Genomic DNA, 19,057 nt, shown 5'->3' with positions numbered 1-19,057 from the left:
AATTGCAAGGGCTACTAAATTGTGATAATATTTAGTAGCCCTTGTGAGGTGATAAATAATATGCAAAATGTTAAGATTCCGTTAATTTCTTTTTTAGAATATTTACAGATTGAGAAAAACTATTCAAAATATACTATTGTGTATTACCAAAAGGATATTGAAGATTTTTTTGAATTTATGAAAGAAGAAGCGCTGACTAGCATAAGTGATATCACCCATATTGAAGCACGTTTGTATCTAACCAAGATGCATCAGAAAAAATATGCCAGAAGATCGGTTGCGAGAAAAACTTCAAGCCTGCGAAGCTTCTTTAAATATTTGATCAGGGAAGAACAAATAAGCGTTAATCCTTTCACGATTGTTTCCCTGCCCAAGCAGGAAAAACGCCTGCCGCAATTTCTGTATAGTGAAGAATTAGAGAAATTGTTTGCAGTATCAGATCTTGATACGCCCCTTGGTCAAAGAAATCAACTACTTTTGGAGCTGCTGTATGCGACAGGCATTCGTATCAGCGAGTGCTGCCAGCTGCAACTGCAGGATATTGATTTCAGCCTTGGGACCATTCTTGTTACCGGAAAAGGGAATAAGCAGAGATATGTTCCTTTTGGAAGCTATGCACAAGAGGCCCTTAAGCATTATATGGAATACGGGCGGAAGGAATTGCTATCCAAAGGAAATCAGCCTAATGAAAAGACACTATTCCTGAATTTTCGCGGAGGCCCGCTCACTCATCGTGGTGTAAGGGGTGTATTGAATGATATGGTGAAAAAAACCAGCTCGACCCTACATATTAGCCCCCATGTTTTGCGTCATACATTTGCAACTCATATGTTAAATGAAGGGGCAGATCTGAGAGTGGTTCAAGAGCTCCTTGGTCATACCAGCCTTTCATCCACTCAGCTCTATACGCATGTGACGAAAGATCGTCTTCAACAAACATACAATCAATTTCATCCTCGAGCCTGAGGATCAAATAGGAGGAATCCCCATGTCTTCTTTTCATGCCACCACGATATTTGCCGTCAAGCACAATGGTCAATCGGCAATGTCAGGTGACGGCCAAGTTACATTTGGAAATGCTGTTGTGATGAAACATTCTGCGAGGAAGGTCCGGAGGCTTTTCAATGGAAAGATTCTTGCAGGTTTTGCCGGTTCTGTAGCGGATGCATTTACATTATATGAACTGTTTGAAGGAAAACTGGAAGAATATAATGGGAATTTGCAAAGGGCGGCAGTCGAACTTGCAAAGGATTGGCGAAGCGATAAAGTCCTCAGAAGACTCGAAGCAATGTTGATCGTCATGGATGAAACAAGTCTTCTTCTTATCGCTGGTACTGGTGAAGTAATCGAACCGGATGATGGTATTCTGGCTATCGGTTCCGGTGGAAATTATGCCCTTGCTGCAGGCCGTGCGTTAAAACGTTATGCAGGTGAGCATATGACTGCCAGGGAAATTGCGAAGGCGGCCTTGGATATGGCCGGCGAAATTTGTGTTTATACTAATGACAATATCATTGTAGAAGAACTATAGAAAAGGCGGTTGTAAACATGAGTACAAAATTGACCCCTCGGCAAATAGTGGAAATGCTGGATCAATATATTGTAGGGCAGACAAATGCAAAAAAAGCCGTAGCTGTGGCGCTAAGAAACCGGTACCGACGTAACTTGCTTAAAGGATCATTGCGGGATGAAGTTGTACCAAAGAACATTCTGATGATCGGTCCCACTGGTGTAGGAAAGACGGAGATTGCAAGAAGAATAGCTAAGCTTGTGGGTGCTCCCTTCATCAAGGTGGAAGCGACGAAATTCACAGAGGTTGGATATGTGGGCAGAGATGTGGAATCAATGGTTCGGGACCTTGTTGAGACATCTGTTCGTCTTGTGAAAGAGGAGAAAATGATCAAGGTGAAAGAGAAAGCACTCGAAAATGCAAATAATCGCATTGTAGGACTTCTCGTACCGGGAAAACAGAAGAATTCTTCCTATAAAAATCCTTTTGAAATGATTTTTGGCGGAAATGCCCAGAACTCCGACTCGGAAGAACAATCCAAACAAGAGGAAGTGTCCATTCAGGAGCAGAGAAAAAGAATGGCACATAAGCTTGCTTTGGGTGAACTGGAAGACAGGTATATCACGATCGAAGTGGAAGAACAGCAAGGCTCGATGTTTGATATGCTTCAGGGTTCGGGTATGGAACAAATGGGCATGAACATGCAGGATGCATTAAGCAACCTGATGCCGAAGAAAAAGAAGAAACGGAAGCTGACAGTTGCTGAAGCAAGACCGGTTCTTACAAATGAAGAAGCGCACAAGCTTATTGATATGGATGAGGTTACACAGGATGCGGTAACACGTGCGGAGCAAAGCGGCATCATTTTCATCGATGAGATCGATAAAATTGCCAAAAAGAACTCTGGTTCATCAGCAGATGTATCCCGTGAAGGGGTGCAACGTGATATCCTTCCAATCGTGGAAGGCTCAACGGTTGTTACCAAATACGGTCAAGTGAAGACGGATCATGTACTATTCATTTCAGCAGGTGCCTTCCATATGGCGAAACCTTCAGATCTAATACCGGAACTGCAGGGACGCTTTCCGATCCGCGTGGAGCTTACCAAGCTTTCTGTTGAAGATTTTGTAAGGATTTTGATTGAGCCGGATAATGCTTTAATAAAGCAGTACATAGCATTATTGGAAACAGAAGGTATACAAGTTGAATTTTCTGACGATGCTATTCGTAAGATAGCTGAAGTTGCATTCCAAGTGAATCAGGATACTGATAATATTGGGGCGCGCCGTTTGCATACCATTCTCGAAAAACTGTTGGAGGATCTCTCTTTTGAAGCGCCGGATATCAATCTGGAGAAAATAGTGATCACCCCACAGTATGTGGATGAAAAATTAGGAACCATCGTAAAAAATAAAGATTTAAGCCAATTTATATTATAGAAGTAGATTTTAGGAGGAAATAGTTATGGCATTATTACAAAAAACAAGAACTATCAATGCAATGCTGCAAAAAGCGGCAGGTAAACCAGTAAATTTTAAGGAAATGTCCGAAACGCTTTGCAATGTGATTGAAGCAAATGTGTTCGTCCTTAGCCGTCGAGGAAAGTTGCTTGGTTATTCCATTAACCAGCAGATTGAAAACGAGAGAATGATCAAGATGTTGGAAGATCGTCAATTCCCTGAAGAATATACAAAGAACCTATTCAACATCTCTGAAACTTCATCCAACCTGGATGTTGAAAGCGAATATACAGCATTCCCTGTTGAAAACAAGGATCTGTTCCAATCAGGTCTGACTACGATCGTCCCGATTATCGGTGGTGGCGAGCGTTTAGGAACACTTATTCTTGCCCGCCTGCAGGAGCCTTTCTCCGATGACGATCTTATCATGGCTGAGTACGGTGCAACAGTAGTAGGTATGGAAATTCTTCGAGAGAAATCGGAAGAAATCGAAGAGGAAGCAAGAAGTAAAGCTGTGGTACAGATGGCTATCAGTTCCCTTTCATACAGTGAGCTTGAAGCAATCGAACACATTTTTGAGGAACTGGATGGTAAAGAAGGTTTACTTGTAGCAAGTAAAATCGCTGACCGTGTCGGTATTACGAGATCTGTAATCGTAAATGCACTTCGTAAGCTTGAGAGTGCCGGAGTAATCGAATCTCGCTCCTTAGGAATGAAAGGAACGTACATTAAAGTATTAAACGATAAGTTCCTTATGGAATTATCTAAATTAAAGTCTCACTAATAGATGAAAACCTGCCTTTAATTAGGCAGGTTTTTTATTTTTGTAGACAGCAGTATTAAGAAATTTCTAAATATAATCTGTTAATCGACAACTTTTGCTTTGTGTTTTTCTCTTTGTCGTTTTTTGTCGTGACTTTAGTCCTACGACAAAAAATGAGTCAAATTGACGATTTTTTTTAACATTTGACACATAGACATATGGGGTTCCATAATTTACAATGAATTTATACATACAATTTTCGACAAAACTATATAATTCGTCATTTTTCTATTTTTTTTGGGGGTCATAATGAAAATATTTTCGACATCAATTAGTGCACTAGAAAAAGGTATCCAATATTCGGGAATGAAACATAAGGCGATTTCTCAAAATATTGCCAATGTGGATACACCGAATTACAAAAGGAAAGAAGTAAGTCCGAATTTCGGGCAATTTTATCAGGATGCGATGAATGCCAAAAAAACAGACAGCAGACATCATGATTTCACAGGAACTTCGAAACAAGCTTTTACGATAAATAATACATCCCATTCGTACTCACATAATGGAAACAATGTGGACATCGATAAGGAAATGTCAGACTTGGCAGAAAATCAAATCTATTACTATACCATGATCGATCAACTTAGTGGTAAATTTCAATCGCTGCAGAACGTAATAAAAGGAGGTAAAGGGTAATGTCCATGTTTAAAAGTATGAATATTTCCGCTTCTGCCTTGACTGCACAACGATTGCGGATGGATGTCATTTCATCCAATATGGCAAATGTTGATTCTACGAGGGGTAAATTTGTAGATGGTGAATGGGTTCCATATAAAAGGAAGGTAGTAGAGACGGCTCCCAAAGAGGGCAGCTTTCAATCTTTTCTACAAAAAGCTTCAGGCTCTTCAAGCAATATTGGCAATGGTGTGAAGGTAACAAGAATTAAAGAGGATGATGCGCCATTTAGAGTCGTGTTTGATCCTGAGCACCCAGATGCCAATGAGGACGGATACGTAGAACTCCCGAATGTAGATCCTTTAAAGGAAATGGTGGATCTGATGAGTGCGTCCAGGTCATATGAAGCAAATGTTACAGTGTTTAACGCATCAAAGGGCATTATGATGAAAACACTTGAACTTGGTAAATAGGAAGGACTGAAAACGAATGATATCGAAAATTTCGAACCAGGTTTCAATGATGCAGACTACCGAATTCAATAAAAAATCTAGTGGTGAAGTGCATCAGCAGTTTTCCGGCTATTTAAAGGATGCATTAAACGAAGTCAATAATTCTCAAATTGCATCAAATGAAATGACAAGAAAGCTCGTCAATAATGAGGGAGTTGAATTGCACGATGTGCTGATTGCGCAGCAAAAAGCGAGCGTCTCCCTTCAATTGACAATGGAAGTAAGAAATAAAGGTATTGAAGCCTATCAGGAAATAATGCGAATGCAAGTATAAAAGATTCATTTCCAAGTCTGCCAGTAACACCTTCTAACATTTAACGATTAGATACTAGACAAATAAATGCGGTTATTTACTGCATAAATTGCTGCAAGATAATAACCGGGGGAATTGACAGAATGAAAGAAAAATTACTTGATATGAAAAATAGAACAATCTCCTTTTGGAAAAACAAGGGGAAAACACAGAAAACGGCTATCATTACGAGTGCAGTCGTTGCAATTCTTGCATTTACTGCTATCACTTACTTTTTGACAAGAACCGATATGGCACCCTTGTATAAAGACTTGACTCCCCAGGAAACTGGACAAATCAAAGAGGTGCTTGATACAAGAGGAATTCCTTCTGAAATAACGGAAAATGGTACTGCGATCCTCGTTCCACAGGAAACAGTGGACGGTTTGAAAGTGGATCTCGCTGCCGAGGGCGTCCCGAAAAGCGGCAGTATTGACTATGGTTTCTTCGGAGAAAGATCCGGTTTTGGGATGACCGACAATGAATTCCAGATAATGAAGCTCGATGCCATGCAAACGGAGCTGGCAAACCTGGTTAAAAGCATTGAAGGAGTGAAAGATGCACAAGTGATGATCACAATGCCACAAGAGGGTGTGTTCGTCCGTGACGCTGTGCAGGAAGCTTCCGCATCCATCGTATTGGATACAGAACCTGGCTATCAGTTCGACCAGGCGCAAATAAATGCCTTGTATCATTTGGTGTCAAAAAGTATCGCTAACCTTTCTACTGATAATATCGTCATCATGAATCAGAATTTTGAGTATTTTGACCTTGCAAATAATAAAAATTCAGGAAATGCTCTGAATGTAACGAGCCAATTGGAATTGAAAAAAGAGATTGAAAGAGATATTCAACGACAGGTTCAGCAGATGCTGGGCATGATGATGGGACAAAACAAGGTTGTGGTGTCTGTCACGACTGATATCGATTTTACACAAGAAAACAGGGAAGAAAACCTTGTTACACCTGTCGATCCTGACAATATGGAAGGGATTGCCGTCAGTGTCGAAAGAATAACGGAGACCTACACTGGTTCTGAAGGGGAAGCTGGTGGAGTGACAGGTGCCGGTGAAGCTGATGTTCCTGCTTATATTGCTGGTGGGGCGAATGGCAGCGGCGATTATGAAAAGATGGAAGAAAGAATCAATAATGATGTAAACAGGATAAGAAAAGAAATAGTGGAAAGCCCTTATAAGATACGGGATATGGGCATTCAGGTAATGGTGGAGCCGCCTGTTGCTGATGATCCACTTTCCTTACAGAATGGGACAGTTGATGAAATCAGGCAAATTTTAGGTACAATCGTTAGAACTTCCATTGATAAGCAAGCACTAGCAGAAAATCCGGATGCGGACATTGAAGATAAAGTGGTGGTATCTGTTCAAACTTTCAATGGAAAAGCGCAATTCGAGGAAACTTCCACTTCCAACATCCAGATTTGGATGTATGTGGTCGGTGGGGTGCTTGTCGCAATCATCATTCTCTTGATCTTCCTGTTAATGCGACGTAAGAAAGAGGAAGTAGAGGAAGAAATGATAATAGAAGAGGAAATCACACGGATAAACATTCCGGATATTAATAATAACGAAAAAGAATCGGAAGGCTCAGCTCGCCGTAAGCAGTTAGAAAAAATGGCGAAAGAAAAACCTGATGAATTTGCAAAACTATTAAGATCATGGTTATCAGAATAAAGATAAGGAGGTTCAATAAATGGCGAAAGCGAATTCAAGCAAATCTTTCAGTAACAAACAAAAGGCAGCCATTTTATTAATCTCTCTTGGGCCAGACGTATCCGCTTCCGTTTATAAGCATCTTTCGGAGGATGAAATAGAAAAGCTTACATTGGAGATTTCAGGGGTAAGAACAGTGGATTCGCACATTAAAGAAGATGTGTTGGAGGAGTTCCACCAAATTGCTCTTGCACAGGATTATATTTCACAGGGTGGAATAAATTATGCGAAAACGGTTCTTGAGAAAGCATTAGGGAAAGAACAAGCAAATGCGATAATCACCAGGCTGACCTCATCCCTTCAGGTAAAACCGTTCGATTTTGCAAGAAAAGCGGATGCATCCCAGATTTTAAATTTTATCCAGAATGAGCATCCACAAACAATTGCGCTGGTTTTATCCTATTTGGAGCCAACCAAATCAGGGCAGATTCTCTCGGAGCTTCCGCAGGAGCTTCAGGCGGATATCGCCAAAAGGATTGCAGTGATGGATAGTACATCTCCTGAAATTATCAACGAGGTCGAGCAGATCCTTGAGCGCAAGCTTTCCACTACAGTTACAAGGGATTATACGAACACCGGAGGAATTGACTCGGTGGTGGATGTGTTAAATCAGGTCGACCGCAGTACGGAAAGAACCATTCTCGATGCCCTTGAAATACAGGATCCGGAACTTGCCGAAGAAATCAAGAAACGAATGTTCGTCTTCGAGGATATCGTGACGCTGGACAACATGGCAATACAGCGTGTTATCCGGGATGTGGAAAATGAAGACCTGATGCTGGCATTAAAGGTAGCCAGTGAGGAAGTGAAAGAGATAGTCTTCAAAAATATGTCCAAGAGAATGGTAGAAACGATGAAAGACGATATGGAATATATGGGTCCGGTACGTTTGAAGGATGTGGAAGAGGCGCAATCAAGAATTGTTGGCATCATCCGAAAGCTCGAGGAAGCAGGCGAAATAGTCATCGCTCGAGGCGGAGGAGATGACATCATTGTCTAGGTTAATAAAATCCTCTCTTTTCAATATCGAAGAGAAAGACAGAATAGCAATAAGAGTTGCACCTATTTTTACTGCACAGGATGATGAGCAGCAATCAGAAATCCCGGGACATTCTATCGAGCGTATTAATAGGATGGTCCAGGAAGCAAAGGCAGAAGCTGCCAGGATCATGGAGGCTTCTGCCGCTGAAAAAGAGAAGGCACTCCAGGTGATTGCAGAGGAAAAAGATAAATGGAAACAAGAAAAACAGCAGTGGATGGATCAGGCTTCTAAAGAGGGCTATGAGCAAGGATTCCAAGCTGGTAAGACAGAGGCGCTTATGGAATATGAAGGTTTGTGCCTGCAAGCAAAACAAGCTGTTGAACTAAGCAATTTAGAACATCAAAAAAAAGTGGACAGCTCCATCGAAACCATCATGGCTGTCAGTATTAAAGTAGCTGAAAAAATCCTGGGCCATGAATTTGAGAGAGACAGTGATGCGTATATGAAAATGGTGCAGACTGCCCTTAAAGAAGTAAAAGAAAAAGAAGAAGTGAAAATCTATGTAAGTACTAAACAGTACCCTCATCTCATTCTTAATAAACAACATTTGCAAAATATTATAAACAGTCAATATGATCTATTAATATATCCAGAAGCAGACTTACAGGAAGACGGATGCTGGATTGATTCTTCTGCTGGAAGGATGGAAGTATCAGTACAAACACAGCTGACGGAAATCAAGGAAAAATTGCTGCAATTAGTCAAACCGGAGGCAAATAATGATGATTCTAGAAGAGCTACTGCAAGAAATTGATGGCATGAACTCTTACAAACGCTATGGAAAAGTAAAAAGGGTGATAGGACTGATGATAGAATCCAAAGGTCCGGAAAGCTCGATAGGAGACGTTTGTAATATCATTATTGACCGTAAGAAGCGAAGAATTGTGCAGGCGGAGGTTGTGGGTTTCAGGGATGAGCATGTCATACTGATGCCTTTTACTGACATTCAGGATATCGGACCAGGATGTATGGTGGAGGCTACCAATCAACCTTTGGAGATAAAGATAGGAGAAGGTCTCCGGGGAATGGTACTGGATGCGATGGGGAAACCCCTGGATCCCTCGGTTGAAATGCCGATCGGACTTGGTACGTATCCAACCGACCAAGCTCCTCCAAACCCAATGACCAGACCTTCCATCACGGAAGAACTGGAAGTGGGAGTGAAAATTATTGATGGTCTTCTGACAGTGGGAAAAGGGCAGAGAATTGGAATTTTCGCCGGGAGCGGTGTCGGAAAGAGCACCCTGCTTGGAATGATTGCCCGAAACACGTTTGCCGATATTAATGTCATTGCTTTGATCGGGGAGCGCGGCAGGGAAGTAAGAGACTTCCTTGAGCGTGATCTTGGCCAGGAAGGTCTAAAGCGTTCCATCATCGTTGTGGCAACCTCTGATCAGCCCGCTTTAATGAGGATCAAAGGAGCTTACACTGCCACTGCCATTGCAGAGTTCTTCAGGGATGCGGGGTATAATGTGATGCTGATGATGGATTCTGTCACTCGCTTTGCGATGGCTCAACGGGAAGTGGGACTTGCCATCGGCGAACCTCCTACCACGAAAGGCTATACGCCTTCCGTTTTTTCGATGCTACCCAAACTGCTTGAGAGGACGGGCACCAATCAACATGGATCCATTACCGCCTTTTACACGGTACTTGTAGACGGGGATGACATGAATGAGCCGATAGCAGATACAGTAAGAGGTATTTTAGATGGACATTTTGTTTTAGATAGAGAGCTTGCAAATAAAGGGCAATACCCTGCAATCAATGTGCTGAAAAGTGTCAGCCGTGTGATGAACAACATTGTGAGCAAGGAGCATAAGCAGGCAGCTGAGTACATGCGTGAGAAACTCTCCAAGTACTATCAAGCGGAAGACTTGATTAACATAGGAGCCTACAAGCGTGGTACATCCAGAGAAATTGATGATGCCATTCAAGCATATCCGACGATTATTCAATTTCTAAAACAAGATGTTGAATCTAAATGGAGCTTTATGCAGACAAAGACAGCGCTTATGGACCTAAGAAGAAAAGGAGGATCAGATGGAAGTTAGAAAAGGACGTTTGGAAAAGATATTATTTGTGAAAAAGGCGGAGAAGGAACTGGCCAGTACGGAATACCAGGATGCCATCTCGCAATTTGAAAACGAGGGTCAGCAGCTTTACGACCTTTTGAAGCGGAAAGAGCAGCTAGAAGGTAGTCTTCAGGATAGACTGCAACACGGCATCCCGATCGAAAATTTGAAACAGCAACAGTTTTTTATCGGGAATCTGGAAAAGAATGTACTGAATCAGCAACGGAAAGTAAGTCATGCCCGTGCTTTTATGAATCTGAAAGAAGAAAGATTAAAGGAACAATCGATTGAGTGCAGAAAATATGAAGTGCTTGATGACAAGCAGAAGCTGTTCATTAAACAAAACGAAAACAGGATTGAGACCTCGTTCATAGATGAGATGTCGATCCTTCACTATACGCATCACACGAATAGGTGAAGTAGCGATGAAAAAAGAAAAACAACAAATGATTCAAGAGGAAGAACAACAGAACTATAATTTTTTGCAGAAAGTCCTATACTTATTTATTTTCCCTGTATTGTTTTTGATTACCGTGGTGCTGGCCATTTTAACGTTTCAAGGTACCAATGTCTTTGATCTTGCCCAAACATTTATTCCGAAAGAAACGGCCAAGAATGAAGAAGAACCTGTAGAAAATGGGAAAGAAGCTCTACCAAATAAAGAGGATGAAAGTAAGCCGGAAACCAGTCAAGAGGTCATCATGCTTGAAAGAGAGATAAATGATAAGGAACGTGAAATAACAAAGCTGGTTGCTGAACTTGAACAGGCAAACAATCGTATCAGGGATTTGGAAGCGCAGGAGCAAGAAATTAAATCTTCAACTAAAGAACTGGCAGCACTGTATGAAAGAATGTCGACAAAAAAAGCAGCCGGGATCATCATGGAATTAGAGGAAGAGATGGCGCTGCTAATTCTTAAGGACCTGAGTGTTTCCAAGAAATCAGGGATTCTTGGCCAGCTTGAACCTGACCAGGCCGCCAGATTTACGAAGCTTCTTGCAGAGGACGAATAGCGCGATGTGAAAGGAATGAGGAAAGTTGATGTTTTTAGGCACTAGCCAATTGGGGGAAATGCTACATGCAAAACCGCTAAAAATGGAGAGCACTGCAAGAACTGAGTCCGAAGCTTCCGAAGCTGGCGAGTTTCATCGTCTGTTATCGGAAAATATTTCATCATTATTGGAAGAGCTTACTGCTTCTCCTACCGATCTAGGAAAAGAGATGGCTTTACATTCAGAAACAAGCAATCCTCTTACAAGCATAGAAGACTTGGAGGAACTCTTACATTTGGAACTCTCACTTCTTAATAGTTTAGAAGAGGAACTCTCATCTGAGGAATATTTCGGACTTATTCATCTATTCTTGGAGTTATCTTCGACATTGACTCAGGCTAAGCAGCAACAGTCAGTTCCAGCAGACATGGGTGAAAATGTCTTTGAAAAGATGGCACTGTTAACCAACAAACTTCTTCTTTTTATTAAAGAATGGAAGGAAGGAAAATCAGAAAATCCACAGGCGCAAAATGTCAAACAACAAACAGACTTAAAAGAACTGATGGTTCTGATTGAAAGGAAATTCGCAAAAATCTTTCAGGTCACAGAGAAACATACAGGAAAAGCAGACACTGCCAATGTAAAAAGCTTCCCATTCCATCATGTTATATCAGAGAATGTATCAGCAGGTCCATTTTCAATCAATCAACTGCAACAACCGAGACAAGCAACCATTCAGTGGGTGGTGGATACCTCTTCAAGCCAGGTTGCAAGAGAACAGCTTATTCAGAAATTGGAAGGCATACTTTCCAAGAGCCAATCGAGCTTTGTAAATGGCAATCAACAGATTACTATCCGATTGAACCCTGAACATCTAGGCACATTACATATAAAATTACAGGAAACACAACATGGGTTGGTCGCAAAATTGGTTGCACATTCCAAATCAAGCGCCTCCCTTCTTGAAAGTGGAGTAGCCGCGCTTAAACAGAACTTAGTTAATGCCAATATCCTTGTGGATAAAATTGAGGTCGTCTACCAGGAGCAGGAACAGCGCTTTTTCCATCAAGGAAAAAGCCAGGAGGAACAGCAAGCCTTTAGAGATTCTTCTTCAAGTGGGAGAAAAGATAAAGAGCCTGCCGATAAATCTTTTGATGAAATACTTTCAGAGGAAATCGATATAAATGGACGGGAGGCTGAAGGAATATGACCAGTATATCTTCCGATTTATATATTCAAAATCGCCAAGTGGAGAGCAAAAAGCAAAACAACGTATTGGGGAAAGATGACTTCCTGAGGTTGCTGATGGCTCAGCTTCAAAACCAGGACCCTATGAATCCGATGGAAGATAGGGAGTTCATCGCCCAGATGGCCACCTTCTCCTCCTTGGAGCAGATGACCAATCTCAACACAAGTATGGAAGGATTCATCAAATCGCAAAACAAGCAGCAGGCATTAGCGATGCAGCAATACCTGGGTGCGGAAGTGACGTGGCAGGAAGTCTATTTTGTGGATGAAGAGCCTTTTGTAGAAACTAAAAAAGGCATCGTCACCAGTATTGCCATGGCAGAGGGTAATGCAAAACTGATTACGGATGATGGGAGTGAAGTTGCGCTAGAGCAGCTTACTCAAATTAAGCATTCTGATGATTCTGTGCAGAACACCCTTTTGCAAGCCAGCCATTTGATCGATAAGAAAGTTTCACTCCTTTACAATGGGAAAACATATGAAGATCTTAAAGTTAACTCTGTCGTATCAAAGGATGGAAAGACCTATTTGACCGTTGCCGACCCAAGCCTTGAGGATGTAAAGATACCGCTTGATGCTATTACGAAAATATCTCAATGACTTTAGATAAGATAGAGGGGGATTTACCATGTTACGTTCCATGTATTCCAGTATAGGAGCATTAAGAAACTTTCAAACAAAACTAGATGTAATAGGTAACAATATCGCAAATGTCAATACTTACGGATTCAAAAAAGGTAGAGCAACTTTTCAGGAAATGATGGTACAGCAGCTTTCCGGTGCGAGCGGTCCTGCCGCAGGAAAAGGCGGGATCAATGCGAAGCAGATCGGGTTGGGTTCGATGATCAGTACCATAGATTCCATCCAAACACAGGGATCTTTACAGACAACTGCGAGAGGGCTTGATTTGGCACTTTCAGGAGATGGATATTTTGCCGTTGCATCTATTGCAGATTTAACAAGGGTGAATGTGGACTCCAATACAGTCTATGGGGACAACCGGATTCTTGGCGGAGGCATCAATAACGCTGTAGCGATGAATTACACAAGAGCTGGCAATTTTTATTTAGACAACAATGGCTATATAGTTAATTCTAACGGGATGTATTTGATCGGGGAAACAGGGGAAAAGACAATACCGACTGATGCGAATGTCAATGCCTCCAATGCAGCGTTGAACAGTGCGGAAAACTTTTTTGGACAGTATCAGGATTTCAGAACAGACACAACAAAGTTCCTAAAGCTGGCAAGTGGTTTCCTTGAGGCGCAGAGAACATATGAAGATGCATTGAAGGCCAGTACTGAGGCTGGAGGCACAGATCCCCAACTGGTGGCTGCTTCTAAGGCTGCAGAAACGGCTCGTGACAATGTAGCAAATGAATTCAATAATTTCTATACAGATATTTATTCCGGTCAAATTACTGGATTCAATGCTGCTGGACAGTCGTTAAACACGGACATTGCAACGTTTATCAACCAGACAGGTGAAGTAGTCTATCAATTGATAGATCCGATTGTTCAGCCTTACAGTGGAACATTGCCTGTCGCTCCAGGTGCAAGCCAGAATGAACTTTCAGACCTTGTATTCTATGCACAATCTATCAAAGAAGGCTTGGATACGGAATATAAAAGCTTCGAAAACTTCGTAGCAAAAGCGGAAATGGTTCAATTACCAACATGGAGCGACTCTCTAAGTGGAAGTCCAGGTCTGATCCAGATTCCACCGAATGCTAGAAGTTACAGTATCTCAGGTGATGGAAAAGTAAGCTTCATCGATCAGTTCGGACAGCTGAAAGTTGCAGGGCAGGTGATGCTTGCCAAGTTCCCTAATGCTTCCGGTTTGGAGAGAATCGGTGAAAACCTATTCCAACAGTCCAATAACTCCGGAACGATGGATAAAAACGGCGACGGTATTCAATTGGCTGAAATGTTCCGACCAGGAGAGGATGGAGCGGCTGCAATCATTTCCGGAACATTGGAGATGTCGAATGTGGACCTTTCAGAAGAATTTACGGAGATGATTACTGCGCAAAGAGGATTCCAGGCTAATACTAGAATCATCACAACATCTGATGAAATTTTGCAAGAGCTTGTCAATCTGAAGCGCTAAAGGAGGATTGGGCCGGGGTAAGCTGAACTGGCCCCTCTATTATGATTAAACTGACGAAGCTAAATGGTAAATCCTTTGCTTTAAATGCCTGGCTGATCGAGCAGGTCGAGGAAACCCCAGATACGATGGTTACGCTTAATAATGGCAAGAAATTGATCGTAACAGAAACGATGGAGCAGGTAATTCTACTTTGTAAAGAGTTTTATACCAGCATTCATCAAGAGAAGCGATAGGGGGAAAGAAAATGTTCCGCAACAAATTAGTGAATGCCATGATTATCATTTTATTGATTATTTCCCTTGTGGGTGTGGCGGCTTTGGTTACCGTGAATGTATACTACGCTGACGGTTCAAAGGACGAGGAATCGATTGATGACATTCTGAAGCATTCTTTGGATATTGAGGAGATAACAACAAACCTGCAAAGCGGAGGATATCTTCGCGTGCAGTTCAAGGTTCAGACAGATAGCAAAAAAGCTAGGGAAGAGTTGGAAAAAAGAGATTTCCAGGTTCGAAATATCATCATCTATGAAATCTCGAATAAAAAGTCTTCCGATTTTGCAGGCAACGAAGGTTTGAAAAAACTTGAAAGCGATATACAGTCCAAACTGAATGAAGTGATGAAGGAAGGATCCGTGGTTCAAGTCTACACAACGTCCTTTCTGCTTCAAGACTAACATCAAGAGATCCACGGGAAGATAGGAGGTGGTGGGCATGTCTACAGAAGTGATGTCGCAAAGTGAAATAGATGCCCTTTTATCCGCTCTTTCAACGGGTGAAATGAATGCGGATCAATTGAAAAAAGATAATGAAGTAAAAAGAGTCAAAGTGTATGATTTTAAACGTGCCTTAAGATTTTCAAAAGATCAAATCAGAAATTTGACAAGGATCCATGAGAACTTTGCAAGATTACTGACGACTTATTTTTCCGCACAATTAAGAACTTACATACAAATCAGTGTGGCATCCGTAGATCAGTTGCCATACGAAGAATTTATTCGATCCATTCCTAAGATGACAATATTGAATGTCTTTGAAGCTTCTCCATTGGAAGGCAGACTGGTGCTGGAGGTAAATCCCAATATCGCCTATGCGATGCTTGACCGTCAGCTGGGTGGAAAAGGAACCAGTTTTAATAAAGTGGACAGCTTGACTGAAATTGAAACAAAGCTCATGACCTCCCTTTTTGAAGGAGCGATTGAAAATTTTGGTGAAGCATGGGAGTCGATAGCTAATATCCAGCCCTTCCTGGCAGACCTGGAAGTGAACCCTCAATTCCTGCAGATGGTTTCCCCGAATGAAACGGTCATCGTTATATCGATGAACATAACGATCGGTGAGATAACAGGTATGATCAATGTTTGCATTCCATTTGTAGTGTTGGAACCGGTCATCCCGAAATTATCTGCACATTATTGGATGGAGGATAAGCGTAAAGTTAGGCAGGACCATGAAGTAGAATCTTTACAAAAAGCGATTAAAGCGACCACCTTGACGATTACAGCCGAACTGGGCAGGTCTGAAATAACTTTTTCTGATCTTCTTGATTTAAGTGTTGGAGACGTGTTGCCGTTAGATCAGAAGATAGAACAGCCCATCTTCGTGAATGTCGACAATAAACCAAGTTTTCTGGCCCAGGTGGGTCAAGTAAAAAAGAATATGGCCATACAAATTATGAAGGAAATCAAGGAGGGATACGAAGATGATGAGTGATGGAATGTTATCACAGGACGAAATTGATGCATTGCTTCGAGGTTCAGATAACGACAACGAAGAACCCCTCTTTGTTGCACCAAATGTAGAAGATCACTTCTCGACATTAGAGCAGGACGCACTGGGGGAAATCGGAAATATTTCCTTTGGCAGTTCTGCAACAGCCTTATCCACCCTATTGAATCAGAAGGTGGAAATTACGACACCAAAGGTAAGTCTGCTCGAAAAACAACAATTGGAAGCAGAGTTTCCAGATCCTTATGTTGCCATCAGAGTAAATTATACAGAGGGCTTTACAGGCTCCAATATTTTGGTGGTAGAACAGCGAGATGCGGCCATAATCGCTGATTTGATGCTTGGTGGCAGCGGTGAAAATCCATCCCAGGAATTTGATGAGATTCATTTGAGTGCTGTTCAGGAAGCGATGAACCAGATGATGGGGTCTGCAGCAACATCGATGTCGACGGTGTTTTCCAAAAAAATAGATATCTCGCCCCCGGCAGTTCTGTTAATAGACTTCAAAGAGGGCGAAGGGAAAGAACAATTGCCAGAAGATAATCTTTTGGTAAAGGTTGCATTTTCGATAAGAATCGGTAAGTTGATTGATTCTTCCATTATGCAGATACTTCCTTTTCCATTTGCCAAAGAACTTGTGAAAGAATTATTGAACAAAGACAAGAAAGTGGAAGAACCTGTTGTTTCTCCGTCTAATGTGCCACCAACACCTGTTCCAAAACAAGAGAATGTGGCATCGATGGAGCATAGAACGGTGGAAACATCGTACGACTATTCACAACATGCACCGGAAAACATAAGTTATCAGCAACAAGAAAGAAAGGCACAACAGGCTGCAGCAAAGCCGGCACAGACCGTCAATGTCCAGCCAGCAGTTTTCTCAAGCTTCGAAACTACTGCAATAGCAGAAGCTGCACCCAATAACTTAAACATGTTAATGGATATTCCATTACAGGTAACAGTAGAGCTTGGAAGGACGAGGCGCTCGGTCAAGGATATACTGGAGTTGTCTTCCGGTTCCGTTATAGAACTGGATAAACTGGCAGGAGAACCAGTTGATATATTAGTAAACAATAAGCTTATCGCACAAGGGGAAGTAGTTGTAATAGATGAAAGCTTCGGTGTGAGAGTGACAGATATTGTAAGTCAAACAGATAGAATCAAAAAGCTTCGTTGATTACTGGGAGGAAAACAAGATGAGCAAACGTATTTTAATAGTTGATGATGCAGCATTTATGAGAATGATGATCAAGGATATATTATCGAAAAACGGATATGAAGTGGTAGCGGAAGCAGCCGATGGCGTACAGGCAGTCGAGAAATACAAGGAACATCATCCTGATCTGGTTACAATGGATATTACCATGCCTGAAATGGACGGAATTACTGCGTTGAAAGAAATTAAAGCAATCAATCCAAATGCCAAGGTAATCATGTGTTCTGCTATGGGGCAGCAAGCAATGGTAATCGATGCAATCCAAGCTGGCGCGAAAGACTTTATTGTCAAACCATTCCAAGCGGATCGAGTGATTGAAGCTATCCACAAAACTCTATCCTAGGAGTGTCAACTTTGCTTGCAAACATGAAAAAAATCAGTATAGCGTTTATTCTACTATTCTTTCTACTGCCCTCTCCATTTACTGCTTCTCAGCAGGGAGAGGGAGGAAGCAAGATGGTGGATGAAATGTTCAATCAAAAAAGTGAAAAAGAAAAATCCGAAACAACCGAACAGGACCAGCCTGACTCATTCAGCGATACAGAAATGGTCAAAGAGCAGAGCATTCCCACTGTTACCATATGGGATTTTGTTAAAATGATTTTTGCGCTTGTTTTTGTGCTTTTACTGATATACGGTGCCCTGCGCTTTATCAACAAGCGTAATAAATGGTTTGACAACGGCCGGTCGGTCGAAAATATCGGGGGAACCAACCTCGGTAACAATAAATCACTGCAGCTCGTTAAAGTGGGAAATAGCATATTAGTAGTCGGAGTCGGGGATTCCATTAATCTATTAAAAGAAATAACGGACGAAAAAGAAGCAGATTTACTTCTTGAGGCATACAAGAATAAATCAGAAACACCTCTAACTTCGGACACGTTCAAAGATTTGATAAAGAAACTTCCAAAGAGTAAAAATTCGGGCAAAACCAACCAGTTTTCCAGTCTATTAAAAGAACAGATTGGACAACTATCTCAGGAAAGAAAAAAGAAGTTCAGTGAGTTGGATGAAAAGGAAGGTCGGGGAAGATGACAGATTTAATGGAAGTCTTCAGTGGCAATGACGCCTCAACCGTATCCACTTCTGTTCAGCTTTTACTATTATTGACCGTTTTCTCGCTGGCACCAGCAATCCTGATTCTGATGACCAGTTTTACAAGAATCATCATCGTCCTATCATTTGTCAGGACATCCTTGGCAACGCAACAGATGCCGCCAAACCAGGTATTGATTGGACTATCTTTATTTTTAACTTTTTTCATCATGGCTCCGACCTTTTCGCAAGTGAATGAACAGGCCCTGCAGCCGCTGTTTAATGAGGAAATTACCCTTGATGAGGCATATGAATTGGCCGCTCTGCCAATGAAGGAATTTATGAGTAAGCATACAAGACAGAAAGATCTTGCATTATTTATGGATTATTCAGGAATGGAAAGGCCTGAATCCATAGAAGATATACCGTTGACCGTTTTAGTGCCGGCTTTTGCAATCAGTGAATTGAAAACCGCTTTTCAAATAGGATTTATGATATTTATTCCATTTCTTGTGATTGATATGGTAGTGGCGAGTGTTCTGATGTCGATGGGGATGATGATGCTTCCTCCGGTTATGATTTCCTTGCCATTCAAAATATTATTGTTCGTCCTTGTAGATGGCTGGTATATAGTCGTGAAATCACTGCTGCAAACATTTTAAAAGAG

General features: G+C 41.6%; 23 protein-coding genes. All 23 read left to right on the top strand.

Going from position 1 to position 19,057, the window contains the following annotated elements; genetic code table 11:
* Positions 1 to 60 precede the first annotated feature (60 nt).
* Positions 61 to 966 carry a tyrosine recombinase XerC gene (gene xerC / locus ABN702_RS10235; protein WP_417900565.1) on the top strand — a complete coding sequence of 302 codons (906 nt, stop codon included), beginning with the start codon at positions 61 to 63 and terminating at the stop codon, positions 964 to 966.
* A gap of 22 nt (positions 967 to 988) precedes the next feature.
* Entirely contained in the window at positions 989 to 1,531 is a 543-nt protein-coding gene (gene hslV, locus ABN702_RS10230) for an ATP-dependent protease subunit HslV (RefSeq protein WP_386637536.1), read from the top strand.
* A gap of 17 nt (positions 1,532 to 1,548) precedes the next feature.
* A complete protein-coding gene (hslU, locus tag ABN702_RS10225; protein ID WP_417900564.1) occupies positions 1,549 to 2,949 on the top strand; it encodes an HslU--HslV peptidase ATPase subunit in 1,401 nt (466 codons plus the stop codon).
* Between the two features lie 25 nt (positions 2,950 to 2,974).
* Positions 2,975 to 3,754: a GTP-sensing pleiotropic transcriptional regulator CodY gene (gene codY, locus ABN702_RS10220; RefSeq protein ID WP_417900563.1), complete on the top strand. Its 780-nt coding sequence runs from the start codon at positions 2,975 to 2,977 to the stop codon at positions 3,752 to 3,754.
* A gap of 288 nt (positions 3,755 to 4,042) precedes the next feature.
* Positions 4,043 to 4,432, top strand: a complete 390-nt coding sequence (gene flgB / locus ABN702_RS10215) for a flagellar basal body rod protein FlgB (protein ID WP_204413677.1) — start codon at positions 4,043 to 4,045, stop codon at positions 4,430 to 4,432.
* A complete protein-coding gene (flgC, locus tag ABN702_RS10210) occupies positions 4,432 to 4,884 on the top strand; it encodes a flagellar basal body rod protein FlgC (protein ID WP_417900562.1) in 453 nt (150 codons plus the stop codon). The genes flgB and flgC overlap by 1 nt, the downstream gene beginning before the upstream one ends.
* Before the next feature lie 16 nt (positions 4,885 to 4,900).
* Positions 4,901 to 5,197 carry a flagellar hook-basal body complex protein FliE gene (gene fliE / locus ABN702_RS10205; RefSeq protein ID WP_417900561.1) on the top strand — a complete coding sequence of 99 codons (297 nt, stop codon included), beginning with the start codon at positions 4,901 to 4,903 and terminating at the stop codon, positions 5,195 to 5,197.
* 122 nt (positions 5,198 to 5,319) lie between these two features.
* Complete coding sequence (gene fliF / locus ABN702_RS10200; RefSeq protein ID WP_417900560.1) at positions 5,320 to 6,906, top strand: flagellar basal-body MS-ring/collar protein FliF; 1,587 nt, start codon at positions 5,320 to 5,322, stop codon at positions 6,904 to 6,906.
* A 19-nt stretch (positions 6,907 to 6,925) separates the two neighbouring features.
* Entirely contained in the window at positions 6,926 to 7,945 is a 1,020-nt protein-coding gene (gene fliG / locus ABN702_RS10195; protein WP_417900559.1) for a flagellar motor switch protein FliG, read from the top strand.
* On the top strand, positions 7,938 to 8,741 hold the full coding sequence (gene fliH / locus ABN702_RS10190; RefSeq protein ID WP_417900558.1) for a flagellar assembly protein FliH: 804 nt from the start codon (positions 7,938 to 7,940) through the stop codon (positions 8,739 to 8,741). Before fliG ends, fliH begins: the two co-directional genes overlap by 8 nt.
* Entirely contained in the window at positions 8,710 to 10,041 is a 1,332-nt protein-coding gene (gene fliI, locus ABN702_RS10185; protein ID WP_417900875.1) for a flagellar protein export ATPase FliI, read from the top strand. Before fliH ends, fliI begins: the two co-directional genes overlap by 32 nt.
* Positions 10,031 to 10,480: a flagellar export protein FliJ gene (gene fliJ / locus ABN702_RS10180; RefSeq protein ID WP_386637518.1), complete on the top strand. Its 450-nt coding sequence runs from the start codon at positions 10,031 to 10,033 to the stop codon at positions 10,478 to 10,480. The genes fliI and fliJ overlap by 11 nt, the downstream gene beginning before the upstream one ends.
* A gap of 7 nt (positions 10,481 to 10,487) precedes the next feature.
* Positions 10,488 to 11,075 carry a MotE family protein gene (locus tag ABN702_RS10175; RefSeq protein WP_417900557.1) on the top strand — a complete coding sequence of 196 codons (588 nt, stop codon included), beginning with the start codon at positions 10,488 to 10,490 and terminating at the stop codon, positions 11,073 to 11,075.
* Positions 11,076 to 11,103: 28 nt separating this feature from the next.
* Positions 11,104 to 12,264, top strand: a complete 1,161-nt coding sequence (locus tag ABN702_RS10170; RefSeq protein WP_417900556.1) for a flagellar hook-length control protein FliK — start codon at positions 11,104 to 11,106, stop codon at positions 12,262 to 12,264.
* Positions 12,261 to 12,902, top strand: coding sequence for a flagellar hook assembly protein FlgD (gene flgD, locus ABN702_RS10165; protein WP_386637512.1), 642 nt, complete (start codon positions 12,261 to 12,263; stop codon positions 12,900 to 12,902). The genes ABN702_RS10170 and flgD overlap by 4 nt, the downstream gene beginning before the upstream one ends.
* Positions 12,903 to 12,930: 28 nt before the next feature.
* On the top strand, positions 12,931 to 14,412 hold the full coding sequence (locus tag ABN702_RS10160; protein WP_417900555.1) for a flagellar hook-basal body complex protein: 1,482 nt from the start codon (positions 12,931 to 12,933) through the stop codon (positions 14,410 to 14,412).
* 41 nt (positions 14,413 to 14,453) lie between these two features.
* A complete protein-coding gene (locus ABN702_RS10155) occupies positions 14,454 to 14,645 on the top strand; it encodes a flagellar FlbD family protein (RefSeq protein WP_417900554.1) in 192 nt (63 codons plus the stop codon).
* Between the two features lie 11 nt (positions 14,646 to 14,656).
* Complete coding sequence (gene fliL, locus ABN702_RS10150; protein ID WP_417900553.1) at positions 14,657 to 15,088, top strand: flagellar basal body-associated protein FliL; 432 nt, start codon at positions 14,657 to 14,659, stop codon at positions 15,086 to 15,088.
* Between the two features lie 37 nt (positions 15,089 to 15,125).
* Entirely contained in the window at positions 15,126 to 16,124 is a 999-nt protein-coding gene (gene fliM / locus ABN702_RS10145) for a flagellar motor switch protein FliM (protein WP_417900552.1), read from the top strand.
* Positions 16,114 to 17,316, top strand: a complete 1,203-nt coding sequence (gene fliY, locus ABN702_RS10140) for a flagellar motor switch phosphatase FliY (RefSeq protein ID WP_417900551.1) — start codon at positions 16,114 to 16,116, stop codon at positions 17,314 to 17,316. Before fliM ends, fliY begins: the two co-directional genes overlap by 11 nt.
* 19 nt (positions 17,317 to 17,335) lie before the next feature.
* The gene (locus tag ABN702_RS10135; RefSeq protein ID WP_204413695.1) at positions 17,336 to 17,698 is read left to right on the top strand and encodes a response regulator; all 363 of its coding nucleotides are present in this window, start codon (positions 17,336 to 17,338) and stop codon (positions 17,696 to 17,698) included.
* Between the two features lie 11 nt (positions 17,699 to 17,709).
* Complete coding sequence (locus ABN702_RS10130; RefSeq protein WP_417900550.1) at positions 17,710 to 18,390, top strand: flagellar biosynthetic protein FliO; 681 nt, start codon at positions 17,710 to 17,712, stop codon at positions 18,388 to 18,390.
* Positions 18,387 to 19,052: a flagellar type III secretion system pore protein FliP gene (gene fliP, locus ABN702_RS10125; RefSeq protein ID WP_417900549.1), complete on the top strand. Its 666-nt coding sequence runs from the start codon at positions 18,387 to 18,389 to the stop codon at positions 19,050 to 19,052. The genes ABN702_RS10130 and fliP overlap by 4 nt, the downstream gene beginning before the upstream one ends.
* The last annotated feature ends 5 nt before the right edge of the window (positions 19,053 to 19,057 follow it).

The sequence above is a fragment of the Bacillus haimaensis genome (assembly GCF_048270625.1).
GTDB classification, from domain to species: Bacteria; Bacillota; Bacilli; order Bacillales; family Bacillaceae_I; genus Sutcliffiella_A; species Sutcliffiella_A haimaensis.
The sequence above is the reverse complement of the archived record's forward strand: the minus strand, read 5'-3'. Positions and strand labels throughout refer to the sequence as shown.